Raw genomic sequence first — 17,982 nt, 5'->3', positions numbered from 1 at the left:
GAAGCGGAAGCCCTTGGCGCGGTCTGGGTTGGCCGCCCACGACATGGTCACGCCCACGGCCCCGTGTCGACTACGAATAGCAAGCGAAGTGCTCGCGCATCGCGCGAGGCAAGGATGGAGTAGCTCAATGGACAAGATGAAGGTAGGAACCGGTGACTGGGTCGTGGTTTGCGACGGACGCAAGGCGCTGATCCTCGAAAATATCGGAGACAGCATGTTTCCGAACCTGCATACCAAGGAAGTCCATGAGCATGTGAATGAACGGACCAGCGCACAGGGAACCGATGCCCCGGGATCAGTGCAACAGTCCGTCGGCCATATGCGGAGCTCGGTCGAGCAGACCGATTGGCATGACCAATCCGAACGCGCTTTCCTCAAGCAATTGGCGGACCGCCTGCATCACGCCGTCCAGGGCGGCGAGACCAAGGCTGTGACGATGGTGGCGTCACCGCGGGCTCTCGGAATGATCCGGGCGGATTATTCCGACGCCGTGCGCAAGGTGCTGCACGGCGAGATCCACAAGGACCTGGTGAAGCTCCCGGTCTACGAGATCGAGAAGCAGCTGCTGGCCTGATCGATCGTTCAATTTCAGCCGCCCTGCAATTACATGGTCCGCGCGACCTCCGGCACGGACTGCGGCTCGGTGGGCACCAGGCTCGCATCGGTATGCTGCGAGCCTCTTTCCACGATCTCGTAACCACATTCATCGAGCCATGCGATGAGACGGTCAGCCATGGCATAGTCCCAGCTGGGATAGGAGCGGGCAATGACTTGGCGCGGTGTGAGCTTGCGAGTCATCCTGGATTCCTTCGCTGATCGAACGCAAATTCTTCAACACATCTAATTTTCGGGGCTGTCTTCTTAACCCCAGCGTGACGCGACGGTTCCTGCCGCTGGCCGCAAAAGGCTCGGTTGCCGGCGTTGGAAATGCCGCCGCAGAGCCACAGCGGAGGCTGGCCTTATGCGTCAACGGTCTCTGAGGTCTCTTCGTCGGCAGCATGCAGGGCAAGACTGCGCTGCTTCTTTTCGACGATCTCGTAACCACAATGATCGAGCCAGGCGATCAGCCGGTCGGCCATGTCGTAGTCCCAGGTCGGGTAGGATCTGGCGATGGCTTCGCGCACCGTGAATTTACGAGACGTCATGTTGACCGTTGCTCCCTCATTCTCGGCCAATCCTTTGTCCCCCCCCCAGATGCTCATCGACTCGGCAGTCCTTCCGGAAGGCCGCCGCCGTATTCAGGACGAGCAGGCGTCAATTCGACCGCAATGATGCTCTCGCTCTGAACCTAAATCCGCTCTCTGCAATGGTCTTGGCCGTGCCGACTTTGCTGTTGTTTGGGCCGTAAGTGGTAACTGTCGCCTTGCGCCCGGTTACCGGACCGAGCGGTCTTCCCGCATATGGTGAATCGTCTCGCGCCCTTGATTCTCTGCCCAATTCGATGCCTGACTTGTGGTCCTGTCGTGCAAGGAAGATGGCGGCTCCGCGGCTCGCGACGCGGCCTTTCGTCACAGAGATGGTTGATGAACCCTCGCGCGTGCGCCGAGGCAGCATGCGCGGAGTGCAACGAGCACTGGAACGCGGAAGGGGCGATGTTGTTTCTGTTGCGCTTCGCAATTCGACGCGGGATGGAGCGCAAATGAGATTGAAGTTTTTGATGGTGCTGCCGATCGCGGGGCTGCTGGTGGGGCTTCAGCCCGCCCAGGCGAACGACTCCTGCGGTCCCGGCTGCCACGTGGCGCCGAATGGCGGATGTGTGGTGAATGGCTGGGAAACTGGCGCGGCAGTTTGGAACGAGTGTCCTGCCGGCGCCCGGCCAAGACCTCCCTGCGGAGCGGCCCTCAAATGGAGCAGACGAGCGAAGGCCTGTCTCATCAGGTGATCCTCAGGGCGGACCACCCCCGCATTTCAGCAGCGGCGCAGATCGTTCGGCGCCGCTCCGTTCAAGTGCTCGACGAGCGGGGCGCTTCGGGCGACAGGGCTTCGATGTCCAACGTGAACAGGCGTTGTTCGTCGGTGCTCTCGGCACGCGCCAGCACCTGTTCGAGCAGCGCAATCACCGCATTGGTTCGAGCGTCGTCATTGGTGTCGTCGTAGCTGGTGGCGGCAAGGAGGGAGCCGTTTGCTTCGCACATCGCCTTGATCTGAATCTTCATCACTGCATCTCACGCCATGATTGGATGACCGAGCGTGGCTGCAATCGTGTTAAATTCGCGCAAAATGTTCTGATTAAACTGGTGGTAGCATGGCACTGGCGCACGCCCCCCAGTCGGTCGTCCAAGCTTAGCCGGACTTCGGATGGAGAACCTCGCGTGGCGGGCGGGTGCGGAACGCCTTGCGCAGCCATGAGCGCGATGGCGCCTCGATCAGCGCGTAGGTGACCCATGCCACGGCCGTTGCAATGGCGACGAACAACCCCAATCGAAGCATCAATTCCAACGCGCCGGGATCTTCGGACTTGCCGAGCATCGCGAGCCGGATCAGGAACGGGTGCAGCAGATAGATCGAATAGCTGCATTCCCCGCCGATCACCAGGGCGCGGGATGACAGCCAGCGACCGTGGCCATAGCGGCTGGTCCCGAGGAAGACGACGGAAAATCCGACGATCTCGAGGAGACACACGGCAAGCTCGATCGAGAATGACCAACCCGGAAGGCGCGGCTCCAGGAACAGCAGCACAGGCGAACAGGCGAGGCCCGCGGCCGCCGAATAGAACATGATCGCAACGCCGGAACGTTCTGTACTGCCGATCGCGGCTTCGGCTCGGTTCTGATAGATCATGGCAGCAAGACACCCGGCGACGAATTGCGACAGGTGCAGGAACGGCGAGTAATAAGTGAGCCACTGCATCCCGCCGTGCTGGAGGGACGGAGCTATGACCTGTAACACCCGCTCGCCCCACGTGAAGAAAGCAATGATGGTCATGGCAAACAGCAGAATGTTCGCGAGGGCGATCCAAATCATCGTCCTCAGTTTGTCGACGCCGGAGAACAGCAGGCAGACGAAGGGGAAGAGGAGGTAGAAAAACAGCTCCACGCTGATGGACCAGAGGTGCTGCAGCGGCGGAACGACCGCCACCAGCATGGTCCCGTTCTGCACGGGAAACCAAGCTTGCGTCATCGTCAGAATGAATCCCAAGGACGGTGCGGACACGCCCCTGACGATCATCAGAAAGGTCACGATGCTGAGAACGACAACGACGTACATCGGGTAGAGCCGAGCGAGTCGCGCAATCATGAATTCGCGCAAGGCGGAGCGTAGCGATTGTGACTGGAAGCGCTTGGCATAATTGAGCCAGAGAACGAAGCCGCTCAGCACGAAGAACATCGTCATGCCGATGCTGCTGACCTGGGCGATCAATTCCGGCAGCGCGCCACGCGCCAATGATGGCGCACCATGCCCGACGACGACCGTCGCGGCCGCGACGAAGCGCAGGCCGGTCAGCGAGCCGATGAAACGCTGGTCATTCACGCTGGAGGAATATCCGGCTGCGTCGAGAGGATGGAAATCTGTTCGTCTCGTTCTAGGAACCGCGGGGGCGGGAGGCAATCCAGATCTCACGTGGCCGCAGGATCTCTGTCGGCGGCGCGAAGCTCGGCGCACGCGGATCTCCGGGGCGACGCGCGGCGGCTGTCCACCGCGGGACGGATGGTCTTCGGCACGCCGGCCCTCAATCCAGGTTTCGCGCCCATTGTGGGGCTTCGATCGGCTCGAAACGCATTCCGTTCGGATATTGGCAGTCTCGACAACGCGGGCGTTCATAGCCGCCTCGCTGAGCTTTCCAACCCCCCTGCAGAGACCGCCTGGCCGAGCCAAGGGGCACGTGCGACCGGCTGGGCCGGATATTGAGCCGGCAGAGGAGGACCGGATGGCGCGCTCGGAGAGATTCGAACTTAGCTGCTAAACGATTAATCTATATATACTATCTCGCAAGAGCTTTGTTCGAGGGGCAAACCAAGGGATAGGTCGTTCCGTCTTGGAGTTATCAACAAGCTTCTTGCTCGAAGGCTGGTGCGCCGAACAAAGCGCGGATTGCGGGGAGGGGAGCTGTTGCTCCTAGTCACTCGATCGGTCGCCACCGATAGCCACATCTTCTGAAGGCGATCAGCCAGCGGGCGTGGCCACTTGCTCTTCCGCTGGTATCATCGATCGTACGACTTGGGCCAGCCACGGGCGCATGCGTGGCCCCGAACGTTCTCGACGGCGTCGGTTACCGCGCTCGCCATTTGCACACGGAAGGGCAAGTCGCTGTTCTAATTGCCACATCTCCGGCTAGTCGTAAGCCCCCGGTGACGGCCGCCTTGCGTCGGCAGTGAGGCTTCGCGAAGCCGTAGGACTAGTCCTGGAGCTAGTCCTATGGCCAAAGCGGAAGTGGAAGTGATCACGTTGGAGCGGCGACGGCGGCATTGGTCGCGAACTGACAAGGAGCGCATCGTCGCTGCAGCGTTGCAGCCGGGTGCGACGATCCTGGGCGTGGCGCGCGCGTTCGGCGTGCATTCCAGCCAGGTGTTTCGCTGGCGCCAGCAGCTGTGCGGCAAGGAGACTGCCGTGCCCGGCTTCGCCGCTGTGACGATTGCAGCCAATCCCGATCTTCATGCAGCGGCAGCTCCGCCTCAGGGGCTGATCGAAGTCGAGATCGGGATTGAGATCAAGATCCGGATCAGCGGCGCGGCGGACGCCGCGACGGTGACAGCGGTGATCGCGGCGCTTCAGGCGGGCTCGCGATGACGATCCCGATCCCCTCCGGCACCCAGGTCTGGCTCGCGACCGGCCATACCGACATGCGTAAGGGCTTCGACGGTCTGGCGCTGCTGGTCCAGGAGACCCTGAAGCGCGATCCGCATGGCGGCCACCTGTTCGTGTTCCGCGGCCGCAGCGGCGGCTGATCAAGGTGCTGTGGCACGACGGCCAGGGCATGTGCCTGTTCGCCAAGCGGCTGGAGCGCGGCCGCTTCATCTGGCCACAGGCTGTGGACGGAGCGGTGACGATCACGCCGGCCCAGCTCGGCTATCTGCTCGAAGGCATCGACTGGCGGCATCCGCAGCGGACGTGGCGCCCGGAAGCTGTTGGTTGAGCGCTCGAACGTAACGGCACTGATGCGTGCCGGGCGGAGCTGTGATTCCATCCTTGACGATGATCACAGCCGATTCGCTCCCCGATGATGTCGCGACGCTGAAGGCGCTGGTGCTCGCCGGCCAGGCGGCGCAGCTCGCGGCGGAAGCCAAGGCGCGCAATCTCGAAGCCGAAGTCCGCGCCCGCACGCTGCTGATCGAGCAGATGAAGTTCACGATCGCCAAGCTCAAGCACGAACAGCACGGCCAATCCTCCGAGCGCGCCTCAGTGCTCGATCAGCTCGAGCTCGAACTCGCCGACCTCGAGGAGGATGCATCGGAGGCCGAAGCAGAGGCGCATCTGGCAGCCGAACGCGCCAAGGCTGCGAAGATAGACGTGCAGCCATTCGAGCGGCGGCGTCCGGCGCGGCGGCCGCTGCCCGAGGACCTGCCGCGGGAGCGCGTCGTTCATCCCGCGCCGGCCAATTGTCCATGTTGCGGCGGCGACAGGCTGCGCAAGATCGGCGAGGACGTGACCGAGATGCTGGAGCTCGTGCCGCGGCATTGGAAGGTGATCCAGCACGTGCGCGAAAAGTTCTCCTGCCGCACCTGCGAGGCGATCAGCCAGCCGCCGGCACCATTCCATCCGATCTCACGCGGACGTGCCGGACCGCGTCTGCTGGCGCACATCCTGTTCGCCAAATACGGGCTGCATTTGCCGCTCAACCGGCAGAGCACGACGTATGCGCATGAGGGCATCGCGCTCGATGTCTCCACACTCGCGGACTGGGTCGGCGCGGCGGCTGCGACCTTGATGCCGCTGGTCGAGGCGATCAAGGCGCATGTCCTCGCTGCCGAGCGCATCCATGCCGACGACACCACAGTGCCGGTTCTGGCCAAGGGCAAGACGCGCACCGGGCGCGTGTGGACCTATGTCCGCGACGATCGTCCTTTCGCCGGCCACGCGCCGCCGGCCGCCGTGTTCTTCTACTCGCCCGACCGCTCCGGCACCCATCCAGAGGCGCATCTTGCGACCTATGCCGGCCCCATGCAGGCGGATGCCTATGCCGGCTTCAACCGCCTTTACGAGGCGGCGCGCAAGCCTGGTCCGGTCATCGAGATCGGCTGCTGGGCGCATGCACGGCGCAAGTTCTTCGAGATCGCACGGCTGAAGAAGGCGCCGATCGCGATCGACGCGATCGCCAAGATCGACGCCCTGTTTGCGATCGAGCGCGAGATCAATGGTCTACCGCAGCACGAGCGCGAAGCCGTGCGCAACGCGCGCAGCCGTCCGCTGGTCGATGAGCTTCACACATTCCTGCACGAGCGCCGCGCCAAACTCTCCGGCAAGAGCGAGACCGCCAAGGCGATCGACTACAGCCTCAAGCGCTGGGAGGTGTTCACGCGCTTCATCGACGATGGCCGGCTGTGCATGACCAACAATGCGGCCGAACGCGAGCTGCGTGCTGTAGCCATCGGCCGCAAGAACTGGACCTTCGCCGGCTCCGACGAGGGCGGCCGCCGTGCCGCCGCCATCTACACCCTGATTCAGACCGCCAGGCTCAACAACGTCGACCCGCAGGCCTGGCTCGCCGACGTGCTCGCCAGACTGCCCGATCATGCGGCCAGCAGGATCGCAGACCTGCTGCCCTGGAGCTGGAAGCACAGCGCCATCCCTGCCGCTGCCTGAGCGCTCCGATCAATCGTCCATCCGCGCGGGCTACTCCGACTGTGGTCTTCACCGGACGCGTACGGCTAGTCCCATTAACAGTAAGACTTCCCAACATGCCTGATCATGCTTGATGGAAAAAGAGAATCAAAGACCAGATTGTCATGCTCGCAGCGCCTCTAGTTGGGGGGAGATGCCATACTCAATCTTCCTCGCGCAAAGGAGGTAAGAGGCGGCTTTCTGAGCGCGAAGCGGACGGTCGCTGCCAATTTCGGCGATCTGATCCAGGTGCGACGTCCGATCTGCTAATCACAAAAAGACACAAGTAGCCAAGCTGAAATCTCTAGTTTGCGTCGTTGTGATCATCGCACGAATACCAAGTCTTGATATCGCCGTTCTTTAAATATCTACAGAATCGAAAATATCTCGGCTCTGAGAAGATATCGAGATAGTAACTTGCTCCCCAGAACACATATATTTTGGTACCCCGTTGGAAATCTCTCAAGTCTTGTGAAGAGTACTCTTTCGATTTGTCTTTACAGTTATCGCGATCGGGAATGGTACTCTGAGACACGCCCGAGCCAAGAGCTGACTCTTGTGACCACTCTTTCAAAGTTGTACTAAAATAGGTTGGTGATTTGACGTCGTATACGTCTGGTAGAATATCTTCGCATCTCCTAGTCCACACACTATATGCGGGTGTCTGACCGACGTTTTTGACGATTAACCTAACTCTCATGGACTTTGATGCGAAGTCCACAATGTCATAGTCATCCAGGGTTATGTAAGCACGCAACTGCCGCGTTTGGCCGAGTTCTGCTAGCCTATTTGACGCTTTCATTTGTGAGACTTGATCGTTCGCCGCTTTGATTGACCTTTCAACCTGCTCAGAGGATTTTCTCATCTCGCCAAGTTGCTCCGCAGCTGCGATCTTGAGTTCGTTGGTGGAGTAGGCAATCCAGATTGAAATGCCGATACCAATGGCGCTTAGAAGTGCGGCCATCCAGGTCGCAAAGGTGAGCCAGCGAGTGTAGCTTGCAAGCTGGCCTGTATATTTGGCGACCAGCTCGTCTGTGTGTTCGGACATTGGTCGTCTGCTCGCAATTGACGCCTAAATGAATTGTCGCATTTCGAATTGGTTGAAACAACTATAATGCCGTGCAACAAGCAAGGCCACCCAAGATTGTAGATCACTTTGCGATCGACTTGGGAAGATCCATCAGACGAGAGCTGGAAAGAGACCGGCTGACGATGCTCCAATACACCGCCAAGTAGCCGCGCGGAAGCATCGTTCACACCAGGATACAACGTACGGGCCGTCGCATATCTGGACCGACACGAGATCAGCTGTCACTTATTGTTGGATGAACAGAGACGTGAAAAGCGCTCGTTATGTCGGGATGACGAGCAGAGTTAGACGAGCCAAGTCGATGATGCAGGGGTAGGCAGCGTTTGAGAGTGATTGTCCAGGAGCATTGCAAGGATGCCATCTTCGTAGGTTGCCCGCGTTAGCGCCGTGCTCCCAGCGCGTCTGGAAAAGTACAGGATACATCGAGTGATGTTCGCTATCTATTTGGACTCCTTGCGGCGAGAGCCTGGCGCCGGCACAGAGGTGGTTCCGAGCGGCCGATGGACCTGGGGCAGCTGATGGGCGGGAAAATAGAAGCCGCTCACGGGCCTCGACAGACCCGCCGTACGGCTGTGAGGGGTTGTTAGCGGAGGTCCGCGTGGAAGCGGATGACTTGCCGCCTAGAATAGATGCCAAATTCCGTAGTTATTGGACGCTCGGGCGAGCGCCAAGGTTGACTCGGCAATAGATAGGGGGGGGCCTTATCCTGGGTTGTTGACGCTGGCGATACAACTGCTAGATTTTCTTGACACTGCGACTCAAGCAGGGAGAGCTTTTGGTGAGCATTCGAAATTCCGCTACGGCCGCAATAGCCTCTCTCTGTCTCCTCGCTCAGCCTGCCAAAGCGTCTATCGTAACGGTCAGCTTTACCGGCATTGTTACGAATAGTTTCGATTACTCCGGTGAATTCGGTAGCACTGGAGGCAACAACGTATATGACGGAATGACTGCGACCGCTAGATTCATCTTCGATACGTCTACACTGTCGGCAAATGCGCCTTACATTGCAGGAGGTGGCGTTTACGGCGGAATATCGCCTGCGCTCAGCGCGAGCTTCTCGGTCAATGGTGTCACTCAATATCTTGCCGGTGCATCGGGAAACTTAAACCCACCAGGTTTGATCGGCTTCTTTGGCCCTTTGGGCAACAGTGGATCTCTGTCGAGCGATTTTCATTCAGCAGGAGTGCAGAAGCGCGTCGATAGTCCTTATCTTCTCTTTTACAATCAGGAGATTTCAGGTTTAGCAGGCGACGGTGTATATTATGCAATCTACAGCTACGGAATAGGGCCGCTGGCCACGGATGCCGACTATCGCTCTGCACGCGTATACGCTTCAAATTTTACCTCGTTTGAGGTGCAAAGTGGTATCCCTGAAGCGTCTACGTGGGTCATGGCTATAATAGGCGCGCTGAGCTTGGGCTTGATCGCATATCAACGGCAAAGTGCTGGTCCTCCTGCGGGTAGGCCGTAGCCGGTCTCAAAGAGTGGACGGAATTCGTCAGACTGGCGGAGGGCTGCTTCTAGCAACAATCCGATGGAGAGTTGATAGCCAGCGGCGCGAAGGTGACTTTGGCAAGCGTCTCGAGACATAGGTCTGCGGTCTAAAAAGATCTCCGCCGCAGCTCATCGTTTTTCCGCGGGGGAGGCGCGGCGTACCTCGGAGGTGAATGGCGCTTTAGCCTTACCGTGACAACCCTCAAATGATAGGCTTACGTCTGTAGTATATTCCCTCGCCTCCTGCGACACGACCAGATAGTTACCTTCCCGCCATGTTGCGGCTCTAACGTTTGTTGCGTCGGTACAGTATAGAATGGAAGATAGCTCATCGTCACAAATACCCGCGCGCCCACAAAGTGAAACCTTGGTAAGGTATGCAATTAGAGGATCAAGCTGCTTCTTCGCTTCCTCCTCGGAGGGAAACGGGTTGGGGCAATAGACTGCCGCTTTGGACCAGCGCCTGGCGTAGCGCCGGACGGCGTCGTAGCTGCCGTCATAGCCTTGGCCCGCAGCTCCTCGAATATCCGGATCAGCGTCAGCTGTTCGCGTGACGCCTTTGGACTGCACCCCTCAAGTGAGACACGATAATCTCAGTGACAGGCATTCCGAGGATGACCTGTGGCAGCAAGAGGGAAGACCCGTCGGTTTCCGACGGCTTATAAGCTGAAGGCGATCAAGCGTGTCGAACGAGGCGAAGGCGTTCTGCCTGTGGCTCGGGACCTTGGGATATCGCGCAAGATCCTGCATGACTGGATCAAGGCCTGGAAGGCGCAAGGGCCGGACGGATTGAACCGCAAGCCAGGGCCGAAGCCCGGTCCCCGGAAGCTCAAAGCTCTGGCAACCTATGACGACAAGCGGTCCACGCTGGCGCGGGCCAATCCCCGCATTGCTGAGCTCGAACGACTGGTCGGCCGTCAGCAGATGGACCTCGATTTTTTTCGGCAAGCCTTGCGCGCACTGGAGCGGCCGGCAGCGCAAGGCAAACCCGTATCCGCATCATCGAAGTCATCAAAAGCATGACCGCGGAGACAGCCGACTCTCACGTATGCGTCCGGCGTAGGCCGCAGGCGAGTTGGATTATTCGGACGGCCAGCGCTTAAGCAATCCCGGACTTTCTTTGTACATCCGGACGAGTTCGATCAGGTTTTCGATTCCGAAGTTGGTGAACGCCTGGACGCCGTCTTCTCCGACGCCATAGACCCAGATGACGCCGTCCTCGATCTCCATTTCGTTGGCGACGTCACGTAGCCAATCCTCATCTTCGCCGAGGTCTTTCGCGACCTGAGTGATGGTGGTGACGTGATGGACCTTGTTAACATGGATGGTCATGCGGCTTGAGCAGAGATTGTTGGTGCTGGCGTCCAATTCCAGGGCAGAAGCTCGTCCAGCCGATGAGCCGGATGGGCGGCGATGCGAGCGAGGATATCCGTAAGCCACGCCTGCGGATCGATGCCGTTCATTTTTGCCGTGACGATCAAGCTGTACATGGCTGCGGCACGTCGCCCTCCGCGATCAGACCCGCAGAACAGCCAGGATTTTCGTCCAAGAGCAATGCCTCGCAAGCCTCGTTCGGCGGCATTGTTGGAGAGACACACGCGTCCATCGTCCAGGAACAGCGTGAAGCTTGCCCATCGCTTCAGGATATAGTTGAACGCCTTGGCCAGGTCGTGACCGCGGGACAGTTTGGCGAGCTGTTCGCGCATGTAGACCTGAAGGTCCTCCACCAGAGGCCGGCTCAGCATCTGTCGCACCTGAAGACGCCCTTCGGGGCTCCTGCCATTGATGGAACGTTCGATCTCGAACAGCTCATCGATCCGCCGCACGACCTCGATCGCGATCGGAGAGAGCGGGATTTCCTTCTTTCCGGCGCCCTTGCGCCGCGCATTCTCTTCGATGTCGGCCATGGCAAAGAACGGGCGCCTTCCATGTGACCAGCAGGCAGCCTCCCGGATCGGTCCGGGCTGGCGCCCGGCCAGATAGAGCTGGTTGTAGCCGTCATAGGCGTCGGCCTGCAGGATGCCGGCATACCGGGCCAGATGCCCCTGCGGATGCTCGCCCTTGCGGTCGCGTGAGTAGTAGAACATCGCTGCTGGTGGACCCGCGCCCCCAAACGGCCGGTCGTCCCGAACGTAGATCCAGCACCGTCCCGTGTCGGTCTTGCCCTTGGCCAGGACCGGCACCGTCGTATCGTCGGCATGAAGGCGCTCGGCTGCCATAACATGGGCTTCCACCAGGCGCAGCAGGGGATCCAGCGACGTACAGACCGCCCCCACGGCATCGGCCATGGTTGATAGCGCGATCGGCACCCCTTCCAGGGCATACCGCTCGGCCTGGCGGTTCAAGGGCTGATGCTGGCCGAACTTCTCGAACATGATCATGGCCAGGAGGCTCGGGCCGGCCCATCCCCGCGGGATGGCATGGAACGGCGCCGGGGCCTGGCTGATCTTCTCGCAATCGCGGCAGGAGAACTTCTCCCGTACCGTCTCGATCACCTTCCACTGGCGCGGCACTACCTCCAGCGTGCGCGTCACGTCCTCGCCGAGCTTGCGAAGGCGATTGCTGCCGCAACATTCACAAGCTGCCGGCGGATCGATCACCACCCGTTCCCGTGGCAGATGCTCGGGGAAGGTCTGACGCTCGGGGCGCTTGCGTGTAAATCCACGCACTGTCGTCGTCTTCGCCACGGCCCGTTCCGCCGCCAGCTCGTCCTCGGTGGCGTCGGCTTCCAGCTCTTCGAACGTCAGCGCCAACTGCTCGATCAGCCGCGCCGAACGTTCCGACCGTGGCCCATAGATCTGATGTTTCAGCTTGGCGATCTGCAACTGCTGCTGGGCGATCAGCGCTTCGTCTTCCGACGCTTTCGCGCGGGCGACCGCGAGTTCAGCGGCGATCTCCAAACCCTTCGCGCGCTCGACTGCCAGCGCCTCCTTCAGGGCGCCAACGTCATCCGGAACAGCGTCGCGATCAGCATTCATGCGACGCAGTGAATCATAGATTGAATGCGTTGGGACTCCTCAAAATGCCGGCAGCCGCAGATTTTCCTGAATCAGCCAGCGCTCTGCGGCCGCCAGCTTAGTTGGGGATTCCTCCAGTCGATGCCCTCGAGCATGTAAGCCATTTGCGCCGCCGAGATCGATACCGCGCCGTCCGACGCTGAGGGCCAGATGAACTTCCCACGGTCGAGGCGCTTGGCGTAGAGCGACATGCCCAGCCCATCGTGCCAAAGAATCTTGACGAGGTCACCGCGGCGGCCCCGGAAGATGTAGAGATCGCCGGCATGGGGATCGCGCTTCAAGGTCTCCTGAACCGTAAGAGCCAGGCTTTGCATGCCGCGACGCATGTCGGTGTGGCCAGTGGCGATCCAAACCCTGACGCCGCTCGGAATCGGGATCATCGTCGCCGCAGCAGCTCAAGAATTCGCTGCAGCGCCTCAACGTCCACGTCACGGTCAACGCGAACGCGACAGCCGCCGCCAAGCTCGATCTCGATGATTCCAGCCCTTGCACGCTGCGCAGGCGGTGAAGATACTCGTTGTGGCGCGTCGCTCGAAGTCGGAGCCGCCATCGGTGTGATCTCGACGGGAACGAGAGCTGGCACAGAATCTCCGCCCAGTCGACCCTGGCGCGCCTGTCGACGCCAAGTGAACAGCAGGCTGTGAGCCACCCCATGCCGGCGCGCGACGCCGCAGACCGTCTCGCCAGCCTGCAAGGTTTCTTCGACAAGGCGAACCTTCTCGTCGTAACTCCATCGCCGCCGACGCTCGGCGCCCAACACATTGACCTGCATTCGCCAGGTGACCTTAAAGCTAGACTTAAGGTCAAATCCTCGGCCCGCCAATCAAACTACACAAGGCGGCCGCCGCCGGGGGGATACACTCTCACGCTCACGTGCAGCGACTTTGCGCGTTGGCAGGCCTGGCGCGGGCGACCTATTACCGGCATCTCAGCAGACGCAGCCGTGCTGAGGCCGAGTGCGAGTTGCGCGATCAGATCCAGCGCATCTGCCTCAAGCATCCGTTCTACGGCTATCGGCGGGTGACAGCCGCGCTTCGGCGCCTAGGGATGGTCGTCAATGCCAAGAAAGTCCTGCGTTTCATGCGTCAGGACAATCTTCTCGCGCAGCGCAAGACGCCGTTCCTGAAGCCGCCGACCGAGAGGCCGACAGGCGTGATCGTCATTCCCAACCTGATCCGCGGCCTCGCGCCGTCGGCTCCGGATCAGATCTGGGTGGCGGACATCACCTACGTCCATCTCGCCAAGACCTTCGCCTATCTCGCCGTCATTCTCGATGGCTTTTCCCGCAAAGCAGTTGGCTGGGCCTTCGACGACACCCTCGACGCCTCACTCGCGATCGCTGCGCTCGACAAAGCGCTTCAATCTCGGAACCCCAAGCCCGGCAGCCTGATCCACCACTCAGACCGTGGCGTACAGTACTCCTCGATTGCCTATCGGGAGCGGCTGGCCAAGCGCGACATCAAGATCAGCATGAGCAGTCCCGGCAACCCGTTCGACAACGCCAAGGCCGAAAGCTTCATGAAAACGCTCAAGGCCGAGGAGATCAACGGCAAGAGCTTTGCCGACGTCAACGACGCCCGGCGCCGGATCAACAGCTTCATCGCCGAGATCTACAATAAGGAGCGCTTGCATTCGGCCCTCGGCTATCGATCTCCCCTCGAGTTCGAAGCCGCGTTCAAGCAAAACACGATGCGATGACTTCACCCACTGTCACTGAGATTATCGTGTCTCACTTGAGGGGTGCAGTCCACCTTTGTCACGTTGACCGACAATAATGGCTCGATTTCGTTCGTCCATTCCCCAAGCTTTGGCCGCGGCTGCACCACCCGCTCGTACTCGAATCATGTCTCGCCCGACCGCAGCACCTTGCGGACAGTGTTCCGCGAGACCTTGAGGTCCCGCGCAATCTCCTTGATCGTCTTGCCATTGACGAAGTGCTCGCGCCTGATCCACGCAATCGTCTCCACAAGCAGCATCCCCCTGACCACCCGCTTCAACCCGAAGCGGGCAGCCTGCTACGGCCAATAATCGGGGGGCAATTTTGGACGCCGATCCCCGGCTTAGGGGGTCAAATTCGCACGCCGCTTGACCGCGGCCGGCTAGACATGCCGACCGCAAGATTTGTGTTTCTCGGCACCTGGGATTGCGCTGAGTCGTAAGCCGTGACACGCACCGAGAAATTGGAGGAAGGTTTAGGGAAGCGAAGGAAAGAAGTTTTCATACCCTACGCACCAGAGTGCAAGCTCCACGGTGGGCGACTGCCCAGCTAGAGCGTCCCCAGGAACCAGGTGGCGGTAACAAGGTGTGTCCTCTGAGTGTTGCGCAACCCCCGTAGATTTTCCCTACCTTAGATGGAACAATTCGCTATACTTGAGACTGCTGTTGGGCTCTAGTACGGCTTTAAACGCAATGGAATCAAGGAAGTGACACGCGCACCCAGCCTCTCTCTTTTGATGGCGCTCGCCGCGATATCTGGTGATGCTGGCACGGCCGTCGCCGATATTTCCGAAACCTCTCCCGTAATTGAGCGGCTCGATGCAATTCGAGCGCGCTATCTTAATTCCATCGGAGACAGGGCGTTGCCGCAGACAGATGGCTCAACGCACCTTGCGCAATTTCCGAACTTCCCGAACTTCCCGAACTTCCCAAACTTTCCAAATTTCCCCAACTTCTCAAATTTCCCAAATTTTCCAAACTGGTTCAATGGCTGGACCAACTATTGAGAGCGGTTGTCTGAGGGGCGCCACCCGGCTGCTGATCATGCAGCCGACGGCGTTTTGCAACGTCGATTGCGACTATTGCTACCTTCCTAACCGAACCGACCCGCGGATCATGAGCCACGATATCGTCGCTGCGGCGGCAGATTTCGTGTTCCAGGGAGGGCTGGACGCGAGCGATTTCACCGTAGTGTGGCATGCCGGCGAACCCTTGGTCGTTCCACCGTCGTGGTATCGTGAAGCGTTTGCGAGGATTGGAGCGGCGGCACCGGCGAACAAGGCCGTTCCTCATGCCATCCAGACGAATGGGATGCTGATCAATGACGATTGGTGCGACCTGTTTCTCGCGCACGGCGTTCGAGTCGGTGTCAGCATCGATGGTCCTGCGTTCTTGCACGATGCACGTCGCCGCACCCGCTCCGGTAAGGGGACACATGCTGCGGCGCTGCGTGGGCTGCGGAAGCTCAGGGAGCGCGGCGTGCCAAGCCACGCTATCTGCGTCGTCACCAATGCAACCTTGCCGCATGCGCGCGAACTCATTGCTTTCTTCAATGAAGAAGGCGTCACGGATCTGGGCTTCAATATCGAGGAAGTGGAAGGCGCCAACACGGCGTCAAGCCTGGCACGCCCCGGCTCGATCGAGGATTTTCGGGCGTTTTTCGAAGGCGTGCTGGAAGCTGCCGACAGCGCGAGTCCGCCGCTGCGCATCCGCGAGTACCGAAACATGCTTGCAATGCTCAAGCACCCGGCCTTTGGCCGCTTGAACGCCAATTCCCAGAACATGCCCTTCGCCATGCTGACTGTCGCGACCGGCGGTGAGCTTTTCACCTTCTCGCCGGAATTGGCCGGCTTGCTGCATCAGGACTACGGCAACTATGTTGTGGGCCGGTTGCCGCAAGCGCGTCTGGGTGACGTGCTCGCCAATCCGGTATTTCGCCGCATGCTCGACGACATCTGGGAGGGGATCGCGCTGTGCCATCAGAGCTGCCGATATTTCGACATTTGCCTCGGTGGGTCGCCCGTCAACAAGATGTCGGAGTGCGGGAGCTTCGTGGCTACGGAAACCCTTGCCTGCAAGCTGGTCCATCAGGTCGTCGCCGACGTATCGCTCGCCCATCTGGATCGGCGGATGTCGGACGAGCGTATTGGGGCCTGAGTGGCGCGATAGAGCGTGGATAGCCGGCGCTGGTTGGCGCATCGAGGCTGGGCAAGAACTCAGTGTTCCCGGTATGATTTGGAGCATGATGAATCGTCCGTTCAAGAGCGGCGAGAGCCGTGATCAAGAGAGCCTGCTGCCGCCTCGGATTGAGGATTATGTGGGGCCGGACAATCCGGTTCGCGCGATTGACAGCTACGTCAACGCTCTCGATCTGGCCAAGCTTGGCTTCCGCAACGCCAAGCGGGGAGGATCGGGTGTCGGGCAGCCGCCGTACGATCCGGCGGACCTGCTGAAGCTTTATCTCTATGGTTATCTGAACCGGATCAGATCGTCGCGCCGGCTCGAGCGTGAAGCCGGCCGCAATCTGGAGCTGATCTGGCTGTTGAGGAGCCTCAAGCCCGGCTATCGAACGATTGCGAACTTCCGGAAGTAGAACTGGGCTGCCTTGAAGGCGGCGAACCGTAGCTTCGTCCTGTTGCCGCAGGAGATCGGGCTGATCGGCGGGACCTTGGTCGCGGTCGACGGCTCTCTGTTCCACGGCAAACGCCGGTAAGGACAGCATCTTCACGCGCGGGAAGCTCACCAAACAGGTCGCCAAGCTCGATGAGGAGATCGAGGCGTACGGCAAGTCTCTCGACACCAACGACGCGGCGGAAGCCAAGCAGCCGGGCGACGGCAAGGATGGCAACAAGGATGGCGGCGATGTCGGGGACAAGATCAAGGAGCTGATGCCCAGGCGTGAACGCGCACAGTCCGATCTGGAGAACCTGGACAAGGGCGACAGGGACAGGTCTCAAAGACCGATCCCGATGCGCGACTGCTGAGCGAGGGCGACCAGACGATCGCAGGCTACAACGTCCAGAGCGTCGTCGACGATAAGCATAAGCTGATCATCGAAAGCGCATCAATCGCAGCGATGCAGGACACCTGCATATGATGGCGAAGGCGGCCAAGGAGGGCCTCCAGGTCGAGGCGCTGCAGATCCTGGCGGACGCCGGCTATTACAACAGCGAGGAAATAAAGGCTTGCGAGGATGACGGCGTCGCCGCCTATGTCCCGCTGCATCGCGGCAATGGCAAGAAGCACGATCGCTTCACGCGAGGTGCCTTCACCTACGATTCCGCGACCGACACCTACCAATGTCCCGCAGGCCAAGCGCTGCGTCCAACGAAGAAGCTCTGGAAGAATACGAGCGGCAGGGTACGCATCCGGTGAAGACCACAGGCTGAGCAACCGGTCTGGACGGTCTGAGCGGTTCGATCAGGCGGCGGCCGATGCTTGGGCGGCCTGCCAACTCCAGGGCAGCAGATCGGCGACCTTGCTGGCCGGATGATCGGGCAGCCTGGCAAGGACGTCGGCGAGCCAGGCCTGCGGGTCGACGTCGTTGAGCTTGGCGGTCTGGATCAGCGAGTAGATCGCGGCGGCACGGCGGCCGCCCTCGTCGGAGCCGGCGAAGGTCCAGTTCTTGCGGCCGACGGCCACGGCGCGCAGTTCGCGTTCGGCGGCGTTATTGTTCATGCACAGCCGGCCATCGTCGATGAAGCGTGTGAACACCTGCCAGCGCTTGAGACTGTAGTCGATCGCCTTGGCGGTCTCGCTCTTGCCAGAGAGCTTGGCGCGGCGGTCGCGCACGACGCGCCTCGTCTTGGTTGACGAGCTTGGCGATAACCGGATGCGTCAAAGTCAGAACCCTGCCGATCTCGACCGTCCCGATAACTTTGCGGATCCGATCGCGAACCAGCACGA

20 protein-coding genes and 4 pseudogenes are annotated in these 17,982 nt (G+C 60.3%); 12 read left to right on the top strand and 12 right to left on the bottom strand.

The annotated features are described in order from the left end of the window. The first annotated feature begins 127 nt into the window (after positions 1 to 127). Positions 128 to 574 carry a host attachment protein gene (locus tag BBTA_RS23345; protein WP_012044980.1) on the top strand — a complete coding sequence of 149 codons (447 nt, stop codon included), beginning with the start codon at positions 128 to 130 and terminating at the stop codon, positions 572 to 574. A 29-nt stretch (positions 575 to 603) separates the two neighbouring features. Here the strand turns inward: BBTA_RS23345 and BBTA_RS23340 are convergent, their stop codons facing one another. Then, on the bottom strand, positions 604 to 798 hold the full coding sequence (locus BBTA_RS23340) for a hypothetical protein (protein WP_012044979.1): 195 nt from the start codon (positions 796 to 798) through the stop codon (positions 604 to 606). A 161-nt stretch (positions 799 to 959) separates the two neighbouring features. Beyond that, positions 960 to 1,145, bottom strand: coding sequence for a hypothetical protein (locus BBTA_RS23335; protein ID WP_041751579.1), 186 nt, complete (start codon positions 1,143 to 1,145; stop codon positions 960 to 962). A 494-nt stretch (positions 1,146 to 1,639) separates the two neighbouring features. Between BBTA_RS23335 and BBTA_RS41875 the strand changes: the two genes are divergently transcribed. Next, entirely contained in the window at positions 1,640 to 1,882 is a 243-nt protein-coding gene (locus BBTA_RS41875; RefSeq protein WP_012044977.1) for a GCG_CRPN prefix-to-repeats domain-containing protein, read from the top strand. Positions 1,883 to 1,943: 61 nt separating this feature from the next. Here the strand turns inward: BBTA_RS41875 and BBTA_RS23330 are convergent, their stop codons facing one another. Together BBTA_RS23330 and BBTA_RS23325 are read right to left on the bottom strand one after the other, a co-directional pair. Further along, entirely contained in the window at positions 1,944 to 2,156 is a 213-nt protein-coding gene (locus tag BBTA_RS23330; protein ID WP_012044976.1) for a hypothetical protein, read from the bottom strand. Between the two features lie 127 nt (positions 2,157 to 2,283). After that, entirely contained in the window at positions 2,284 to 3,762 is a 1,479-nt protein-coding gene (locus tag BBTA_RS23325; RefSeq protein ID WP_244424085.1) for an acyltransferase, read from the bottom strand. 594 nt (positions 3,763 to 4,356) lie between these two features. On the opposite strand from BBTA_RS23325, the gene BBTA_RS23320 reads away from it, so the two are divergent. From BBTA_RS23320 to BBTA_RS23310, 3 genes and pseudogenes are all read left to right on the top strand, one after another. Continuing rightward, positions 4,357 to 4,728, top strand: a complete 372-nt coding sequence (locus BBTA_RS23320; protein WP_041750841.1) for a transposase — start codon at positions 4,357 to 4,359, stop codon at positions 4,726 to 4,728. Then, positions 4,725 to 5,074: pseudogene (gene tnpB, locus BBTA_RS23315) on the top strand (IS66 family insertion sequence element accessory protein TnpB). Before BBTA_RS23320 ends, tnpB (BBTA_RS23315) begins: the two are co-directional and overlap by 4 nt. 59 nt (positions 5,075 to 5,133) lie before the next feature. Next, a complete protein-coding gene (locus BBTA_RS23310) occupies positions 5,134 to 6,741 on the top strand; it encodes an IS66 family transposase (protein ID WP_012044973.1) in 1,608 nt (535 codons plus the stop codon). 322 nt (positions 6,742 to 7,063) lie between these two features. Here BBTA_RS23310 and BBTA_RS40235 read toward each other — a convergent pair whose 3' ends face one another. Beyond that, entirely contained in the window at positions 7,064 to 7,807 is a 744-nt protein-coding gene (locus BBTA_RS40235; RefSeq protein ID WP_012044972.1) for a hypothetical protein, read from the bottom strand. A gap of 820 nt (positions 7,808 to 8,627) precedes the next feature. Between BBTA_RS40235 and BBTA_RS40230 the strand changes: the two genes are divergently transcribed. Then, positions 8,628 to 9,320: a hypothetical protein gene (locus BBTA_RS40230; RefSeq protein WP_148221494.1), complete on the top strand. Its 693-nt coding sequence runs from the start codon at positions 8,628 to 8,630 to the stop codon at positions 9,318 to 9,320. Positions 9,321 to 9,754: 434 nt separating this feature from the next. Here BBTA_RS40230 and BBTA_RS41870 read toward each other — a convergent pair. Continuing rightward, positions 9,755 to 9,909 (bottom strand): annotated as a pseudogene (locus BBTA_RS41870) (IS21 family transposase); the annotation flags it as partial. Positions 9,910 to 9,964: 55 nt separating this feature from the next. Between BBTA_RS41870 and BBTA_RS23305 the strand changes: the two are divergent. Beyond that, positions 9,965 to 10,366: a helix-turn-helix domain-containing protein gene (locus tag BBTA_RS23305; RefSeq protein WP_012044970.1), complete on the top strand. Its 402-nt coding sequence runs from the start codon at positions 9,965 to 9,967 to the stop codon at positions 10,364 to 10,366. Positions 10,367 to 10,423: 57 nt separating this feature from the next. Here the strand turns inward: BBTA_RS23305 and BBTA_RS23300 are convergent, their stop codons facing one another. From BBTA_RS23300 to BBTA_RS41865, 4 genes are all read right to left on the bottom strand, one after another. Beyond that, positions 10,424 to 10,675, bottom strand: a complete 252-nt coding sequence (locus tag BBTA_RS23300) for a hypothetical protein (protein ID WP_012044969.1) — start codon at positions 10,673 to 10,675, stop codon at positions 10,424 to 10,426. Further along, the gene (locus BBTA_RS23295; protein ID WP_012044968.1) at positions 10,672 to 12,321 is read right to left on the bottom strand and encodes an IS66 family transposase; all 1,650 of its coding nucleotides are present in this window, start codon (positions 12,319 to 12,321) and stop codon (positions 10,672 to 10,674) included. Before BBTA_RS23295 ends, BBTA_RS23300 begins: the two co-directional genes overlap by 4 nt. 71 nt (positions 12,322 to 12,392) lie before the next feature. Continuing rightward, positions 12,393 to 12,740, bottom strand: coding sequence for an IS66 family insertion sequence element accessory protein TnpB (gene tnpB, locus BBTA_RS23290; protein WP_041750840.1), 348 nt, complete (start codon positions 12,738 to 12,740; stop codon positions 12,393 to 12,395). Then, positions 12,737 to 13,132: a transposase gene (locus BBTA_RS41865; protein WP_083780697.1), complete on the bottom strand. Its 396-nt coding sequence runs from the start codon at positions 13,130 to 13,132 to the stop codon at positions 12,737 to 12,739. The genes tnpB (BBTA_RS23290) and BBTA_RS41865 overlap by 4 nt, the downstream gene beginning before the upstream one ends. Positions 13,133 to 13,167: 35 nt before the next feature. Between BBTA_RS41865 and BBTA_RS23285 the strand changes: the two genes are divergently transcribed. After that, on the top strand, positions 13,168 to 14,058 hold the full coding sequence (locus tag BBTA_RS23285) for an IS3 family transposase (RefSeq protein ID WP_148221493.1): 891 nt from the start codon (positions 13,168 to 13,170) through the stop codon (positions 14,056 to 14,058). Between the two features lie 62 nt (positions 14,059 to 14,120). On the opposite strand, the pseudogene BBTA_RS41860 reads toward BBTA_RS23285, so the two are convergent. Continuing rightward, positions 14,121 to 14,336, bottom strand: a pseudogene (locus BBTA_RS41860) (IS21 family transposase); the annotation flags it as partial. A gap of 447 nt (positions 14,337 to 14,783) precedes the next feature. On the opposite strand from BBTA_RS41860, the gene BBTA_RS40225 reads away from it, so the two are divergent. The 4 genes from BBTA_RS40225 to BBTA_RS38250 all read left to right on the top strand — a co-directional run bounded on the left by BBTA_RS40225 (position 14,784) and on the right by BBTA_RS38250 (position 17,451). Then, entirely contained in the window at positions 14,784 to 15,083 is a 300-nt protein-coding gene (locus BBTA_RS40225) for a hypothetical protein (protein WP_012044965.1), read from the top strand. Next, positions 15,064 to 16,233 (top strand): cyclophane-forming radical SAM/SPASM peptide maturase GrrM/OscB, encoded by a 1,170-nt coding sequence (gene grrM, locus BBTA_RS23280; protein WP_148221492.1) that lies wholly within the window; start codon positions 15,064 to 15,066, stop codon positions 16,231 to 16,233. Before BBTA_RS40225 ends, grrM begins: the two co-directional genes overlap by 20 nt. An 85-nt stretch (positions 16,234 to 16,318) precedes the next feature. Beyond that, positions 16,319 to 16,669, top strand: a complete 351-nt coding sequence (locus tag BBTA_RS23275; RefSeq protein WP_049795508.1) for a transposase — start codon at positions 16,319 to 16,321, stop codon at positions 16,667 to 16,669. Positions 16,670 to 17,169: 500 nt separating this feature from the next. Continuing rightward, complete coding sequence (locus BBTA_RS38250) at positions 17,170 to 17,451, top strand: hypothetical protein (RefSeq protein ID WP_049795396.1); 282 nt, start codon at positions 17,170 to 17,172, stop codon at positions 17,449 to 17,451. 45 nt (positions 17,452 to 17,496) lie between these two features. Here the strand turns inward: BBTA_RS38250 and BBTA_RS23265 are convergent. Continuing rightward, positions 17,497 to 17,874 (bottom strand): annotated as a pseudogene (locus BBTA_RS23265) (transposase); the annotation flags it as partial. Positions 17,875 to 17,982 lie beyond the last annotated feature (108 nt).

Origin of the sequence: Bradyrhizobium sp. BTAi1 (assembly GCF_000015165.1) — a bacterium.
In the GTDB taxonomy this organism is placed as follows: domain Bacteria; phylum Pseudomonadota; class Alphaproteobacteria; order Rhizobiales; family Xanthobacteraceae; genus Bradyrhizobium; species Bradyrhizobium denitrificans.
This window is presented reverse-complemented; position numbering and strand designations above follow the sequence as displayed.